Here is a 14,012-nt window from a genome sequence, read left to right on the forward strand (position 1 = left end):
CCGGCGGGCCAGAACGAGACATGGTCGGACGGCAGCGCCTAGTTGCCGTTGCCGGCATCCTGGGCGCGTTTGCGGCTTCCTCCTGCTGCATCGTGCCGCTCATCCTGTTCAGCCTGGGCGTCGGCGGAGCTTGGATCGGCAATCTCACCGCACTCGCACCCTACCAGCCGCTGTTCGTGGCAGGGACGGTCGGGGTGCTGGGCTATGGGTTTTATCTCGTTTATTGGAAGCCAGGACAGACCTGCGCCGACGGCGCGATCTGTGCCCGTCCGATCTCCAATCGTATCGTTAAGGTAGCGCTCTGGCTTGCGACGCTGCTCGTGCTGGCAGCCTTTGCCTTCGGCCATGTCGCTCCGCTGCTGCTCGACGCCTGAGAACCGAGAGGAGAGCTGCCCCATGAACAAGAGCTTTGGCGTCGTCGCCCTGATCGCTCTCGCGATCTCGGGCACGGAGGCCGTTGCCGGCGAGCGCACAGTCACGTTCGCAGTCGACAACATGACCTGCGCCTCTTGCCCCTACATCGTGAAGCAGTCGATGGCGGCTGTGCGCGGCGTCGCCAAGGTCGCTGTCTCATTCGAGGCCAAAACTGCAACCGTCACCTTCGACGACGCAAAGACAAATGTGGACACGATTGCCGCCGCGAGCTTGAACGCAGGCTATCCTGCGCATGCCAAGCCGAAAGGCGGCTGAGATGGATGAGTGGGGGCCGATCCAATACGCCTCGGAAAGTGCGGCATCTCGGCCCCGATCGGGCAATGGCCCCTATGACCTCGTCGTCATCGGCGCGGGCTCGGCCGGATTTTCGGCGGCGATCACGGCTGCCGATCAGGGCGCCCGCGTGGCTCTCGTCGGCAGAGGTACCATCGGCGGCACTTGCGTCAACGTCGGCTGCGTCCCATCGAAGACATTGATCCGTGCCGCAGAACAACTCCACAATGCGCGCGTCGCCGCGCGCTTCGCCGGGATCACGGCTGAGGCCGCGGTGACCGATTGGCGGCAGACCGTTCGCCAGAAGAACGCGCTCGTCACGGGACTGCGCCAGACCAAATATGTCGACCTGCTGCCGGCTTACCGGGACATCACTCTTCGCGAAGGGCCAGCGCGTTTTGCGGACGGCGGGGTCGCGGTAGATGGCACGCACATTCTTGCCAGCAAGATCATTGTCGCGACCGGCGCGCGTCCGTCAGTTCCAACGATCTCCGGTCTCGACACCGTGCCTTATCTGACGAGCACGACGGCGCTCGATCTCGAGACTCTGCCGCGGTCGCTGCTCGTGATCGGCGGCGGCTATGTCGGGGCGGAGCTTGCCCAGATGTTCGCCCGCGCCGGCGTAACCGTGACGCTGGTGTGCCGATCCCGTCTGCTCCCAGAGGCCGAGCCTGAAATCAGCGCGGCGCTCACGCAGTATTTCGTGGATGAGGGCATCCGTGTCGTCGCCGGTGTTATTTACCGCGAGATCCGGAAGACAGGAGAAGGCATCGCGATCACCGTCGCGCGCGGCGAACAGAATCTAGTAATCGAAGCCGACCAGGCGCTCATTGCCACCGGGCGCACACCCAACATCGAAGGCCTTGGGCTTGCCGAATACGGGATTGCCGTATCGCCAAAGGGCGGCATCGTCGTCGATGAGCATATGCGAACCACCCGGACTGGCATCTACGCCGCCGGAGACGTGACGGGTCGCGACCAGTTCGTCTACATGGCGGCCTATGGCGCCAAGCTCGCGGCGATCAATGCCTTGAATGGCGATAGCCGGCGCTACGACAACCGCGCCATGCCGGTCGTCGTGTTCACCGACCCGCAAGTGGCAAGCGTCGGCCTCACGGAAGCTGCGGCACGCAACGCCGGGCACGACGTGCGCGTTTCTACGATCGGTCTCGACCAGGTGCCGCGGGCGATGGCCGCTCGCGATACCCGTGGGCTGATCAAGCTGGTGTCGGATGCACGGAGCGACCGGCTGCTCGGCGCGCACATCCTCGCACCGGAAGGTGCTGACAGCATTCAGACGGCTACGCTCGCAATCCGACAGGGCCTGACTGTCGCTGATCTCGTCGAGACGATCTTTCCCTATCTGACCACCGTCGAAGGCCTCAGGCTCGCAGCGCTGTCGTTTGGCAAAGAGATTTCCAAATTGTCGTGCTGCGCTGGGTGATCGTCGTCGAGGCCCGAACGCGGCGGCGGCGAAAGAGAATACGCTCTCGCCACCTGCTCAGATGCTCCAGGCACTTCGCCAGAGAACCCGTGCACGGGCGGCGGACGGTCACTCCATCAACGCAGGCCGGGCGGGATGCACCCTCGGGTCCCAACACGGCAGTGCCAACCGACCTTCCTTCCATGACTCCAGCCGGGCGGCCTGAACGCAGGACCATGCATTTGCGCTCTCGCCATCATGGGTCTGTGCGTGGCCGTCGGAGACATTCGGCTAGCACTAAAGCCAGTGTGCGCACCGGCCATGCCCTGGCCACTCATACCCATGCCAGATCGCTGCGCATCAGCAGGACCGGCTATCGCAACGCAAAATCCAATGGCTGCAGTCATAGCGAGCAAGTTCTTCCACATAGAGCGTCTCCTTTTCGGCCATGCCCTGCACCTCAACTCTCAGAAGCGAAACGCCGGGCACAAAGACGCGTTCCCATGGACGGAGGAGCGCGCGAATGACTAATGAGTCAGTTTCTGACGCAGAGGTCAGTCTTAATGCGATGCGATCAAGGACCTGCTACCGCGACCGCCGGGCCTACTTGGGAAGCCTCTGATGTAACCTTTCGCCCTCCCGGGGCGAACTTGCTTATTGGCGGGCCGGTTCGGCGCGCCGCAACAGCAATTCGCGTACTGTCGCGCAGCAAACCCGCATTCGGAGGAATGGATATGTCCAATCGCAGCCTATCCGCACTGGTCGCCGGCGCCTTCGTCACAGCCGTCGCATCGCTCGCCGTCGCCCCGGCCGCCGCACAGATGAAAGGCGGCATGGAACACATGGGGAAGGGCGACATGGAAAAGATGATGAAGGAAAAGCAGGCCGAGACTGCAAAGGCGCTGAAATCCGGCAAGATGGAGAAGTGCTTCGGCGTGGCGCTGAAGGGACAGAACGACTGCTATGCGGGGCCGGGCACGACCTGCGCCGGGACCAGCACGGTCGACTACCAGGGTAATGCATTCAAGCTCGAGGCCAAGGGCACCTGCACGACCATGCAGACGCCGAAGGGACCGGGAAGCCTGACCGAAAAGAAGGCCTGATGAAGTGGGTTGGCGGGCATCCACTGCCCGCTTACCCCTTCTTTGATTGGAGGTTGCCGTGCCGCTTGCGTTGTCTTGCACGCGAAACTGCATTCCTGCGCGCGGGGGCGTTGGCCTCAAGGCCGCACACTACCGCACGATTGTCGAGACGCAGCCCGACATCGGCTTCTTCGAGGTTCATGCGGAAAACTACATGGGCGCCGGCGGACCGCCGCACCGCTATTTGTCAGCCGTTCGCGAGCGATACCCGCTCTCGCTCCACGGCGTTGGCCTCTCGATCGGCGCCGACCGGCCGCTGGATAAGGAGCATCTGAAGCGCCTCAACCAGCTGATCATTCGCTACCGACCGGGCCTGTTTTCGGAGCATTTAGCCTGGTCGTCCCACGACACCGGGTTCCTCAATGACCTGCTGCCCGTGCCCTATATCGGCGAGACGCTCGCCCGCGTCGTCGAGCATGTGGATGAGGTGCAGAGCACCCTCGGACGGCAGATGTTGCTGGAGAATCCCTCGACCTACGTCGCGTTCGCCGAAAGCACCTATTCGGAAATCGACTTCATCGCCGAGGTGGTCCGGCGCACCGGCTGCGGCCTCTTGCTCGACGTCAACAACGTCTACGTCGCCTCGACCAATCAGCAATGGGATCCGGTCGTGTATATCGAGGCCTACCCGCTCGGACACGTTCAGGAAATTCATCTTGCCGGCCATACAATGGATCTCGACGGCAAGGGCCGGCCACTGCTGATCGACACCCATGATCGTCCGGTCGACGAGATCGTCTGGGATCTCTACGCCCATACAGTCGGACTCACGGGACCGCTTCCCACCTTGATCGAATGGGACGCCGATGTGCCTGCCTGGGCCACGCTCCAGTACGAGGCCGAGCGCGCCGAGGCCATCATGCTTGCAACCAGATCGGAGGCCACACGTCGTGCAGCAGCTCGCTGAAAGGCAGCGCGATTTCGCGGCGGCTCTGCTGGATCCAGGGCTGCCGATGCCGCATGGTCTTGTCGGTCCGGACGGTGAACCAGACCCGAGGCGGTTCGCCGTATATCGCAACAACGTCGCGGTCAGCCTCATTGAGGCCTTGGACGATGCGTTCCCGGCGGTGCAGCGCATTGTAGGCGCCGACTTCTTTCGTGCCATGGCGCGCGCTTACGTCATGGTCCAGCCGCCGCGCTCGCCAATCATGCTGGATTACGGCGCCGGCTTCCCGGAGTTCATCCGGAGCTTCGAGCCGGCTGCCGGGCTGCCCTACTTGGAAGACGTTGCACGGATCGAGCGCGCCTGGACAGAGGCCTATCACGCACCCGAGGCGTCGCCGATCGATCCAGGCACGTTCAGCGCGGTCGCTCCGGACCAGCTGCCCGCGATGCAGCTCGAGCTTCACCCGTCGCTGCGTCTGGTCCGATCGCACTTCCCGGCGCTGACGATCTGGCAAATGAACCTTGCCGACGGCATCCCGGCTCCGGTCGATCTGGCCGCCGGTGGCGAGGATGCCCTGGTCGTCCGCCCCGTCGCCGACGTTGAGGTTCGTTTGATCCCCAGGGGCAGCTTGGAGTTCATCCAGGCGCTGAGCGACGGAAAGCCGGTACTCGCCGCGCTGGAGGACGCCTTAACCGCGAATTCCCGGTTCGATCTTTCGGCCAACCTTGCCGATCTTATGCGCGCGGGTGCCTTTGCTGGCTACAGCCTGGCGCCGGAATTGATGCGGACATGAGCATGCATCTGAACATCGCGACGATCGATAGTGCCGCTCGGCGGCTTGCGGATTGGCTCGCCCGCGTCGCTCAGGTGGTGGCTCCACCGGTGCTAAGAATCGCGCTCGCCGTGCCCTTTTTCAAATCCGGCTTGACCAAATGGGACGGCCTTCTCTCGCTGTCGCCGGCAGCCGAGTTCCTGTTCGAGGACGAGTTCAAGCTGCATATTTGGGGCCAAGCTTACAATTTCCCCTTCCCGACCGCAGTCGCGTACCTCGACGGCGTCGCCGAGATCGTGCTGCCCGTTCTGCTCGTTGTTGGTCTTGCGACCCGCTTCAGCGCTCTGGCTCTTCTCGTGATGACTGGCGTCATTCAGCTCGTGGTGCCGGAGGGTTGGGCGAACTTTCACCTGCCATGGGCGGGCCTGGCACTCGCCATTATCGCGCTCGGTCCCGGGCTGCTGTCGCTCGATCATTGGCTTGAACAGCTGCCGTGGCCCTGGAAGCGGGAATCCACGCAACCCGGCGGACGGAGCGCACGCCCATGACGCACGACCCGCGCAACCGCGGACCATCGCTCAGGCTCGTCGGGAAGAACGAGAGCGGCGCGCCTCAGGCCGCGCCACTCGTCAGAGACATCGACTGGTCCATCCTGATGGCCCGTGCGCAGGAGGGGGATCGAGCCGCCTATCACCGGCTGCTTCAGGAAATCACGCCGTACTTGCGTGCTCTGGCAGCGCGGCGGCACCGTGACCTCGGCGATGTCGAGGATTCAGTTCAGGACGTCCTTCTGACCGTCCATTCGATCCGGCAGACCTACGATCCAGCCCGGCCCTTTGCGCCCTGGCTCGTCGCAATCGCCAACCGGCGCTTCATTGATAGGCTGCGCCGTCAGGGCCGCACCAGAAACCGTGAAATTCCTTTGACAATCGAGCATGAAACCTTTTGCGAACCTGCAGCGAACCTAGGGGAGAGACTGGACGAACGAGAGCTCGAGACGACGGTCAGCAACCTCCCTCCTGCCCAACAGAATGCAGTCCGCTTGCTCAAACTCAAGGAGTTGTCGCTAAAAGAGGCGGCAGCAGTGAGCGGCATGTCGGTTACATCTCTGAAGGTGAACGCTCATCGCGCGCTGAAGAGCTTACGGAAAATGCTGCTCGACCGGAGCGAACCGTGATCAAGACATCCGATCTCATTGCCTCCCTTGCGGCAAACGCCACGCCGGTGCGGCGGTTGCGACCGCCGGTGATGCGGGCGGCGTGCTGGCTCCTGCTTGCAGCGGTCGTCCTGACGCTGCTGGCCGTCAGTCAGGGGATTCGCCCCGACCTGATGCAGCGGCTGCAGGAGCCAGCCTTTGTCGTCAGCATGGCGGCCGCAGCTCTGACAGGCATGCTCGCGGCCATCGCGGCCTTCCTGGTCAGCCTCCCCGACCGGTCGCGTCTGTGGCTTCTGCTGCCGATGCCCGCGCTCATCCTTTGGCTTTCGAATGTCGGCTATCAGTGCCTCACGCAATGGGTTGCCATCGGTCCTGACGGCATGAGCCTTGGCGAGGCCGCGCGTTGCTTCGCCACGCTCGTGCTCACCAGCCTGCCATTGTCGCTCGCAATGCTGGTGATGCTGCGCCACGCAGCGCCGCTGCGTCCGACCGCCGTCATCTTCATGGGAAGCGTGGCCGTCGCCGCGATCACGGCAACCGCGCTGTCACTCTTCCACATCATCGATGCGACCATGATGATCCTGATGTGGAACTTCGGCACGGCGGTGCTGTTTATCGGTCTCGCAGGCGCTTTCGGCCGGAAGATGTTCCGATGGGTGGCGCCGCGAACGCTTTATGCGAAGGACTAAGCTCGTTGGCATCTCGGGCGAAGTTTGCGGCTGCATCCCTTCGGCGCGTAGAGCATGAAAGAGATCGGGTGGGCTCACAAGTCCTGGAGCCTCAGCTTCGCAGCCATGAAGCACCTTTAGAGGATGATCTACATGACAAATCCGGAACCACTGCTTCCACGGCAGCCCGTGCCACCACTCCACGTCGAGCTTGCTTCGGGCGGCGCCTTCGATCCTGCAAGCGAGAAGCCGGAGCAGTTCACGCTTCTCGTGTTCTATCGCGGCCTTCACTGTCCGATTTGCAAGACCCAGCTCAGGGAATTGGAATCGAAGCTCGAGGAGTTCGAGAAGCGCGGCGTAGCCGTGGTGGCAATATCATCCGATACGAGGGAACGGGCACTGCAGACCAGGGAAGCCTGGGGACTGACGCGGCTACGTATCGGCTATGGACTCGATCTCGCTGTCGCGCGCCGATGGGGCTTGTTCATTTCATCAGGGCGCGGCATGACGTCCGCCGGCGTGGAAGAGCCCGCGCGCTTCTCCGAACCGGCGCTGTATCTGATCCGACCGGACGGCACGCTGTACTTCGGCAGCGTCCAGACCATGCCGTTCGCGCGGCCGCACTTCTCCGACATTCTTGCTGCGATCGACTATGTGCTCAAGAACAACTATCCGGCGCGCGGTGAAGCAACGGACGTGTAGAGATGTTGATTGCGTGCCGGGCCGTGGCGCCCTACGGACAGTGGACAGCGCCATTTCCAAATGAAGCAACGAGATTTGACGAACAATATCAACTGGCTGGGGCGGGAGGGATCGAACCTCCGAATGGCGGAATCAAAATCCGCTGCCTTACCGCTTGGCTACGCCCCAACAGGTGACTGACGGAACGGCGGAAGATCGGGCTACCGCGGATTTCCCTCAGGTGCTGCCGGTCTATAGGGAGCGGCGCGGCATTTCAACCGCCTGGAGGGGCAAAATACCACACGGGCGGGCGACCCTCCCCTCCTCACTCTATATTATAGGCGCGGCGATGGCCCCGCTCCCGGCCGGCGCCGTCTCCCTTCCCGGCCATTGAGACCGCCTCCGTTTCATGGGAATACGGCGCCAATATTTGTCCACGGGAGTGAGCCATGACCTACCGCGCGCCGATCTCTGACATGCTGCTGTCGCTCAACCACGGCGCGGGCCTCAAGGCCGCCGTGGCGGCCGGCCATTACGGCGATTTCGACGCCGATATAGCCGCAGCCGTGCTGGAGGAAGCCGGCAAGTTCGCATCCGACGTGCTGGCGCCGCTCAACAAGGTCGGCGACGAGCACGGCATCAAGCTGAGCGAGGGTAAGGTCACGACCGCGCCGGGCTGGCCGGACGCCTACAAGCGCTGGACCGAGGGCGGCTGGAACGCCGTCTCGGGCCCGGAGGGTTTTGGCGGCCAGGGTCTGCCACTCGCGATCAACGCCGCCTGCACCGAGATCTGGAGCGCCGCCAACGTCGCCTTCGGCCTCTGCCCGCTGCTGACGGCCTCCGCGATCGAGGCGCTGGAGGCGCATGGCAGCGACGAGTTGAAAAAGATCTATCTCGAGAAGCTCGTCTCCGGCGAGTGGACCGGCACGATGCAGCTCACCGAGGCGCAGGCCGGCTCTGATGTCGGCGCGCTGCGCACCCGCGCCGAACGACAGGCCGACGGTACCTATCGCATCAAGGGGACGAAGATCTTCATCACCTATGGCGAGCACGACATGACCGACAACATCGTGCATTTCGTGCTGGCGCGCCTGCCTGACGCGCCCGCCGGCACCAAGGGGATCTCGCTGTTCCTCGTACCGAAATTCATGGTCAATGCCGACGGCTCGCTGGGGCAGCGCAACGACATCTATGCGAGCGGCGTCGAGCACAAGCTCGGCATGCATGCTTCGCCGACCTGCACCATGACCATGGGCGATCATGGCGGCGCCATCGGTTTCCTGATCGGCGAAGAGAACCAGGGCATGCGCTGCATGTTCACGATGATGAACCAGGCCCGCCTCGGCGTCGGCCTCGAGGGCGTCGGCGTCGCCGATCGCGCCTATCAGCAGGCGCTGTCCTACGCCCAAGAGCGCAAGCAGGGCCGCGCGGTCGGCAAGAAAGGCGACGGCTCGGATGCGATCTTCGTCCATCCCGACGTCAAGCGCATGCTGATGCGGATGCGGGCGCAGACCGCGGCGGCGCGCACCATCTGCTATGCGACCGCGGTCGCGATCGACGTATCGACCCGCGCCAAGGACGCGAAGGTGCGTGCCGATGCGGCCGCACGCGCGGCGCTGCTGACGCCGATCGCGAAGGGTTATTCCACTGACATCGGCAACGAGGTCGCCTATCTCGGCGTGCAGGTGCATGGCGGCATGGGCTTCATCGAGGAGACCGGCACTGCGCAGCACTATCGCGATGCCCGCATCACCGCGATCTACGAAGGCACCAACGGCATCCAGGCCATCGACCTCGTCACGCGCAAGCTCGCGGCCAATGGCGGTGCCTCGGTGTGGGCGCTGCTCGACGAGCTCTCGGCCACCGTCAAACAGGTCGAGGCCTCCAACGATCCCGCCTTCGGCACCACCGCCACCAAGCTGCGCGAGGCGCTGGAAGCGCTGACGCGCACCAGCAAATGGCTGTTGGAGCGCGTTGCGTCCGCACCGAACGAGGCGCTTGCGGGAGCTACGCCCTATCTGCAGCAGTTCGGCGCCACGCTCGGGGGCTGCATGCTGGCCTCCGAAGCGCTCGCCGCCAAGGCCGACGGCACCACGGACGCCGCGCGCTACGTCTCGCTCGCCCGCTTCTTCGCCGAGAACATCACGGTGCAGGCGCCTTCGCTCGAACGCACCGTGACGGAGAGCGCGGAATCGGTCGCGGCGGCGGACGCGGTGCTGCTGGGGTAAGACCTGCCTGCCTGCCACACAACCGGTGTCGTCCCGGCCCCCCGCGCGCAATTGCGCGCTAGGCCGGGACGACACCGAATATTTTGCGCACACCTTCGCCTCAGCTTGCGGACATTCGGGCTACGCTTCTCCCCGGCCGCCACAGCACGACCGCCGCCGCGACGAGATCGAGCACCACGCATAGCGCGAACGCCGTCGTGTAGTTGCCGGTAATGCTCCGCACCAGGCCGACGATGCCGGGGCCGAAGGCGCTGACGATGCCGCTGATCGAGGTGCCGAGCCCCATCGCGGCCGCGAAGGCGGAAGCGCCGATCTCGCGCTGGATGATCAGCGGCGGGAACGTGATCATGTTGCCGATCGAGAAGCCGTAGACGGCGCAGCAGGCCAGCAGCACGGTCGGACTCGTGCTTTGGAGCAGCACGAAGAGAGCCGCGGCCTGACTCGTCATCGACGCGGCGCAGGCGAGCCGCGGATCGAGCCGGTCGACGAACAGGCCGAGCGACAGGCGGCCGACCACCGCCATCGCCGCCATGAGAGTGACGGCGAGGCCCGCGCTGGCGCGCCCGATCAGCGGCTCGAGAAACGTCACCTGATGGATGATGAATCCCATCTGCGCCAGCAGCGCGATCGCGATCGGCAGCACCATGGTCCAGAACGCCGCGTTGGCGAGCAGCGCCTTGCGCGACTGGCTTGGTGCGGCCGCATCACGACCGGATGGACGCCCGGCCGATGCCCGCGAGGTCCCGGCGGGCCAACCGATGAACGTCACGACGACCGGCAGCACCAGCAGCACCATTGCGAGCGTGACCGCCAGCATCGCGAAACGGAAGCCGATGCTGCCGGTCAGCGACAGCAGCAGCGGGACGAGGACGATGCCGCCGCAGGTCGCACCGTTGAAGGCGAGGCTGAGCGCGAGGCCGCGGCGCCGCTCGAACCAGGAGTTCAGCACGGTTGCGATCACCACGGTGCCCATGCCGGTCCAGCCGACCGACATCAGCGCATAGGCCAGATAGAGCTGCCAGGGCGTCTGCATCAGCGCCAGCAGCACGGTCGAAGCGCCGAGCGCCGACAGGCCGCACAGGATCAGCGCGCGCAGCCCGATGCGGGCGAGCAGACCATCGGTGAAGATGACGAGGACGGAGGTCAGGAGGAACGAGAAGGTGCTGGCCGCGGAGACCAGCGTGCCCGGCCAGCCATGGGCGCGCTGCAGCTCGGCGAGATAGATGCCTTGGCCGTAGAGGCCGAAGCCGAACATGAAGAAGGCCATCAGGAAGCAGGCCAGCACCACGCGCCAGCCGCGGTAGTGCAGCGAGGATTCGTCAACACCAGTTGTGGCAATCATCAATCGAGCAATCGGTCAAAGCAAACGGTGCAATGTGCGATCGTGCCCCACAACCAGCGGTTTTTCAATTGAAACATTGTAGCCATTTGTTGCAACGCGCAATAGCGTGACCCCACCGATGCGGCCGGCGCCATGTACCTGCGTCACAAGATCGGCATCGAAAAGCTTGAGCCAGCGCATTGGCACGCCTGCAAGATGATGTAGGCTGACGTTTCGTGAGTCACGCTAAAGGCAAGCGCCGCGGCGACCGCAGGGGGCTCTCATGCCGAATGGCAATATCGTCGTCACCGAAGAGCGTGGAACGCGCGTGATCACCCTGCGTCGTCCGAGCAAGAAGAACGCGATCACGCAGGACATGTACCGGGAGATGAGTCACGCAATCGACACCGCGCAGAACAACCCAGATATCCGCTGCATGATCATCACCGGTGGCTCCGGCGTGTTCACCGCCGGCGACGACATCGAGGATTTCCTCAAGGCCGACGCCTCGCAGCCCGAGATGCTGTCGAATGGCGCCAGGTTTCTCTATTCGCTCGCCCTCAATGCCAAGCCGATCATCGCGGCCGTGGACGGCGCCTCGATCGGCATGGGCACCGTGATGCTGTTCCACTGCGACTATGTGCTCGCCTCGAACGCTGCGACCTTCTCCGCACCTTATATCCATCTCGGGCTCGTACCAGTCGGCGCGGCCAGCCTGCTGATGCCGAACACGATGGGCTACCAGCGGGCATTTGCAATGCTGGTGATGGGGCGGACTTTTTCCGCCGCGGAGGCGCACGCCGCAGGCTTCGTCAACACCGTGGTCTCGCCGGGACACACCGAGGTCGAGGCGCGCAAGGTGGCGCGCGAGATCTGCCGCTTGCCAGCCGAGGCGGTCGCGACCTCGCGCCGACTGCTGCGCGCCCCACCCGAGGAGCTCACCCGCCGCATCGACCAGGAAGGGCATCTGTTCGGCGAGCGGCTGCAGTCCGACGAAGCGGTGGCGGCGTTCAATGCGTTCGCGAACCGGAAGAAGCGGTGAGGTGAGCACGCTGCTGCCACCCTCCCCTGGAGGGGGAGGGTCGCTCGCGCGAAGCGCGGGCGGGGTGGGGTGGGCCGCACAAAGACTCCCGCTCGTATGCGCGAGAATTTCTGGCACCTTCTGCCAGGATGGTCTGTCACCCCGCCCCGGTTCGCATTTCATGCGAACCGACCCGCCCCCTCAAGGGGCGGGTGGGAGTGCGCGGCAGTCACCGCATGCAACAGAAGGTTTCGTGAAATCTTCGCGCCGAACGTCTAATCTGGTTCCATGCGACATCTTCTCCGCCTGACCGCTTTCGCACTCGCCCTCACCTTTGCCCTCCCCGCCTCGGCCCAGACCGCCGCGCCGGTCGAGCTGCGCATCCTCGCGATCAACGATTTTCACGGCAATCTGCGCCCGCCGCCGGGCGGCATTCGCATCGGAGATCCCGAGGATGGAGCCAAGAAGGTGATGGTGGCGGCCGGCGGCGCCGAATACATGGCGACGCTGGTGAAGCAGCTGCGCGAAGGACACAGGAACACAATCTTCGTCGCCGCCGGCGACCTGATCGGCGCGAGCCCGTTCCTGTCGGCGATGTTTCACGACGAGCCTTCGATCGAGTCGCTGTCGATGATGGGTCTTGCGATCACCTCGGTCGGCAATCACGAATTCGACGAGGGCAAGACCGAGCTCTTGCGGATGCAGAACGGCGGCTGCCATCCGATCGACGACTGCCAGGGGCCGCATCCCTTCACGGGCGCCAAATTCCATTATCTCGCAGCCTCCACAATCGAGACCGCGACCGGCAAAAGCGTGCTGCCGCCCTTTGAGATCAGGGAGTTCGACGGCATTCCCGTCGGCTTCATCGGACTGACGTTGAGAGGCACCGCCGGCATCGTCTCGCCCGCGGGCATCGCCGGACTCGAATTCCGCGACGAAGCCGAGACGGTGAATGCGCTCGTGCCGCAATTGAAGGCGCGCGGGGTGGAAGCGATCGTCGTGCTGATCCACGAAGGCGGCGAGCCTGCCGGCGACTACAACGAATGTCCCGGCATCTCGGGCCCGATCGTCGACATCGTCAAGAAGTTCGACCGCGCCGTCGACGTCGTCGTCAGCGGTCACACCCATCGCGCCTATGTCTGCAATATCGATGGACGCCTCGTCACCAGCGGCGACAAATTCGGCACGCTGGTCACCGCGATCGACCTCAAGCTCGATCCCGCAAGCCGCGACATCGTCAGCGCCAGGGCCGAGAACGTCATCGTCGCCAATGCCTCGCTGGCAAAGGATGCCGAGCAGACCGCATTGATCGAAGCCTACGACAAGCTGTCGGCGCCGATCGCCAACCGGCCGGCCGGATCGGTGACGCAGACGCTGTCGCGCATTCCGAACGAGGCCGGCGAAAGCGCGCTCGGCGACGTCATTGCGGATGCGCAATTGCTTGCAACCCGCGATGCCAAGGACGGCGGCGCCGTCATCGCGCTCACCAATCCCGGCGGCATCCGCACCGACATCGTTCCGAAGGAGAACGGCGCGATAACGTTTGGCGACGTCTTCGCCAGCCAGCCGTTCCGCAACCGCCTCGTCACCATGACGCTCACAGGCCGCCAGCTCAAGGACTTGCTGGAACAACAATGGCTCGACCCGAAGCGGCCGCGGATCCTGCAGGTGTCGAACGGATTCAGCTATGCCTGGGACGCGGCGAAACCATTCGGCGAGCGCGTAATGCCGGAGAAGATGACGCTCAGCGGCAGGCCGATCGAAGCTGGAAGCGGCTACCGCGTCACCCTCAACGATTACCTCGCCGTCGGCGGCGACGGCTTTGCCGTCGCCAAACAGGGCTCGGCGCCGCAATATGGCGGCTACGACGCCGACGCGCTGTTTGCGTTCTTCCGGGCGCATGGGCCGATCGGTCCGCTACCGCCCACCCGCATCCTGCGGGTGAATTGATCCGGATCAAACGGGCCGGCGCGGGACGACCCTTTGCCATTGCCGTCCAAACGCCT

General features: G+C 64.3%; 15 protein-coding genes and 1 tRNA gene. 13 read left to right on the forward strand and 3 right to left on the reverse strand.

The features are described from left to right. Positions 1 to 20: 20 nt before the first annotated feature. From AAE027_RS02275 to AAE027_RS02320, 10 genes are all read left to right on the forward strand, one after another. Positions 21 to 374, forward strand: a complete 354-nt coding sequence (locus AAE027_RS02275; protein ID WP_370984978.1) for a mercuric transporter MerT family protein — start codon at positions 21 to 23, stop codon at positions 372 to 374. 22 nt (positions 375 to 396) lie between these two features. Further along, on the forward strand, positions 397 to 690 hold the full coding sequence (locus AAE027_RS02280; protein WP_091893671.1) for a cation transporter: 294 nt from the start codon (positions 397 to 399) through the stop codon (positions 688 to 690). Position 691: 1 nt separating this feature from the next. Then, a complete protein-coding gene (merA, locus tag AAE027_RS02285; protein ID WP_479714200.1) occupies positions 692 to 2,152 on the forward strand; it encodes a mercury(II) reductase in 1,461 nt (486 codons plus the stop codon). Between the two features lie 713 nt (positions 2,153 to 2,865). Then, positions 2,866 to 3,234 (forward strand): BufA1 family periplasmic bufferin-type metallophore, encoded by a 369-nt coding sequence (locus AAE027_RS02290; protein WP_091893668.1) that lies wholly within the window; start codon positions 2,866 to 2,868, stop codon positions 3,232 to 3,234. 58 nt (positions 3,235 to 3,292) lie between these two features. Further along, complete coding sequence (gene bufB, locus AAE027_RS02295) at positions 3,293 to 4,180, forward strand: MNIO family bufferin maturase (protein ID WP_370984977.1); 888 nt, start codon at positions 3,293 to 3,295, stop codon at positions 4,178 to 4,180. Next, positions 4,164 to 4,952 (forward strand): HvfC/BufC N-terminal domain-containing protein, encoded by a 789-nt coding sequence (locus AAE027_RS02300; protein ID WP_370984976.1) that lies wholly within the window; start codon positions 4,164 to 4,166, stop codon positions 4,950 to 4,952. The genes bufB and AAE027_RS02300 overlap by 17 nt, the downstream gene beginning before the upstream one ends. Beyond that, positions 4,949 to 5,479, forward strand: coding sequence for a DoxX family protein (locus AAE027_RS02305; RefSeq protein WP_370984975.1), 531 nt, complete (start codon positions 4,949 to 4,951; stop codon positions 5,477 to 5,479). The genes AAE027_RS02300 and AAE027_RS02305 overlap by 4 nt, the downstream gene beginning before the upstream one ends. Then, positions 5,476 to 6,108: a sigma-70 family RNA polymerase sigma factor gene (locus tag AAE027_RS02310; RefSeq protein WP_370984974.1), complete on the forward strand. Its 633-nt coding sequence runs from the start codon at positions 5,476 to 5,478 to the stop codon at positions 6,106 to 6,108. Before AAE027_RS02305 ends, AAE027_RS02310 begins: the two co-directional genes overlap by 4 nt. Next, positions 6,105 to 6,776, forward strand: coding sequence for an NrsF family protein (locus tag AAE027_RS02315; RefSeq protein WP_370984973.1), 672 nt, complete (start codon positions 6,105 to 6,107; stop codon positions 6,774 to 6,776). The genes AAE027_RS02310 and AAE027_RS02315 overlap by 4 nt, the downstream gene beginning before the upstream one ends. Before the next feature lie 132 nt (positions 6,777 to 6,908). Beyond that, a complete protein-coding gene (locus tag AAE027_RS02320) occupies positions 6,909 to 7,457 on the forward strand; it encodes a peroxiredoxin-like family protein (protein ID WP_370984972.1) in 549 nt (182 codons plus the stop codon). A 93-nt stretch (positions 7,458 to 7,550) separates the two neighbouring features. Here AAE027_RS02320 and AAE027_RS02325 read toward each other — a convergent pair. Continuing rightward, positions 7,551 to 7,625, reverse strand: a tRNA-Gln gene (locus AAE027_RS02325). A gap of 260 nt (positions 7,626 to 7,885) precedes the next feature. Here AAE027_RS02325 and AAE027_RS02330 point away from each other — a divergent pair. Then, positions 7,886 to 9,664 (forward strand): acyl-CoA dehydrogenase family protein, encoded by a 1,779-nt coding sequence (locus AAE027_RS02330; RefSeq protein WP_370984971.1) that lies wholly within the window; start codon positions 7,886 to 7,888, stop codon positions 9,662 to 9,664. 100 nt (positions 9,665 to 9,764) lie between these two features. Here the strand turns inward: AAE027_RS02330 and AAE027_RS02335 are convergent, their stop codons facing one another. Both AAE027_RS02335 and AAE027_RS02340 read right to left on the reverse strand, forming a co-directional pair. Then, complete coding sequence (locus tag AAE027_RS02335) at positions 9,765 to 11,006, reverse strand: MFS transporter (RefSeq protein WP_370984970.1); 1,242 nt, start codon at positions 11,004 to 11,006, stop codon at positions 9,765 to 9,767. A gap of 15 nt (positions 11,007 to 11,021) precedes the next feature. Next, on the reverse strand, positions 11,022 to 11,186 hold the full coding sequence (locus tag AAE027_RS02340) for a hypothetical protein (RefSeq protein ID WP_370984969.1): 165 nt from the start codon (positions 11,184 to 11,186) through the stop codon (positions 11,022 to 11,024). Between the two features lie 82 nt (positions 11,187 to 11,268). On the opposite strand from AAE027_RS02340, the gene AAE027_RS02345 reads away from it, so the two are divergent. Both AAE027_RS02345 and AAE027_RS02350 read left to right on the forward strand, forming a co-directional pair. Then, positions 11,269 to 12,027 (forward strand): enoyl-CoA hydratase-related protein, encoded by a 759-nt coding sequence (locus AAE027_RS02345; RefSeq protein WP_370984968.1) that lies wholly within the window; start codon positions 11,269 to 11,271, stop codon positions 12,025 to 12,027. Positions 12,028 to 12,294: 267 nt separating this feature from the next. Continuing rightward, a complete protein-coding gene (locus AAE027_RS02350) occupies positions 12,295 to 13,956 on the forward strand; it encodes a bifunctional metallophosphatase/5'-nucleotidase (RefSeq protein ID WP_370984967.1) in 1,662 nt (553 codons plus the stop codon). The last annotated feature ends 56 nt before the right edge of the window (positions 13,957 to 14,012 follow it).

The organism is Bradyrhizobium sp. DN3, assembly GCF_041357655.1.
Taxonomy (GTDB): Bacteria; Pseudomonadota; Alphaproteobacteria; order Rhizobiales; family Xanthobacteraceae; genus Bradyrhizobium.

What these genes read in the sequence shown, in the direction of transcription:
- AAE027_RS02275 (WP_370984978.1), top strand. Translation starts at nt 21, where the DNA reads ATGGTCGGACGGCAGCGCCTAGTTGCCGTTGCCGGCATCCTGGGCGCG.
- AAE027_RS02280 (WP_091893671.1), top strand. Translation starts at nt 397, where the DNA reads ATGAACAAGAGCTTTGGCGTCGTCGCCCTGATCGCTCTCGCGATCTCG.
- merA (WP_479714200.1), top strand. Translation starts at nt 692, where the DNA reads ATGGATGAGTGGGGGCCGATCCAATACGCCTCGGAAAGTGCGGCATCT.
- AAE027_RS02290 (WP_091893668.1), top strand. Translation starts at nt 2,866, where the DNA reads ATGTCCAATCGCAGCCTATCCGCACTGGTCGCCGGCGCCTTCGTCACA.
- AAE027_RS02305 (WP_370984975.1), top strand. Translation starts at nt 4,949, where the DNA reads ATGAGCATGCATCTGAACATCGCGACGATCGATAGTGCCGCTCGGCGG.
- AAE027_RS02310 (WP_370984974.1), top strand. Translation starts at nt 5,476, where the DNA reads ATGACGCACGACCCGCGCAACCGCGGACCATCGCTCAGGCTCGTCGGG.
- AAE027_RS02320 (WP_370984972.1), top strand. Translation starts at nt 6,909, where the DNA reads ATGACAAATCCGGAACCACTGCTTCCACGGCAGCCCGTGCCACCACTC.
- AAE027_RS02330 (WP_370984971.1), top strand. Translation starts at nt 7,886, where the DNA reads ATGACCTACCGCGCGCCGATCTCTGACATGCTGCTGTCGCTCAACCAC.
- AAE027_RS02335 (WP_370984970.1), bottom strand. Translation starts at nt 11,006, where the DNA reads ATGATTGCCACAACTGGTGTTGACGAATCCTCGCTGCACTACCGCGGC.
- AAE027_RS02340 (WP_370984969.1), bottom strand. Translation starts at nt 11,186, where the DNA reads ATGCGCTGGCTCAAGCTTTTCGATGCCGATCTTGTGACGCAGGTACAT.
- AAE027_RS02345 (WP_370984968.1), top strand. Translation starts at nt 11,269, where the DNA reads ATGCCGAATGGCAATATCGTCGTCACCGAAGAGCGTGGAACGCGCGTG.
- AAE027_RS02350 (WP_370984967.1), top strand. Translation starts at nt 12,295, where the DNA reads ATGCGACATCTTCTCCGCCTGACCGCTTTCGCACTCGCCCTCACCTTT.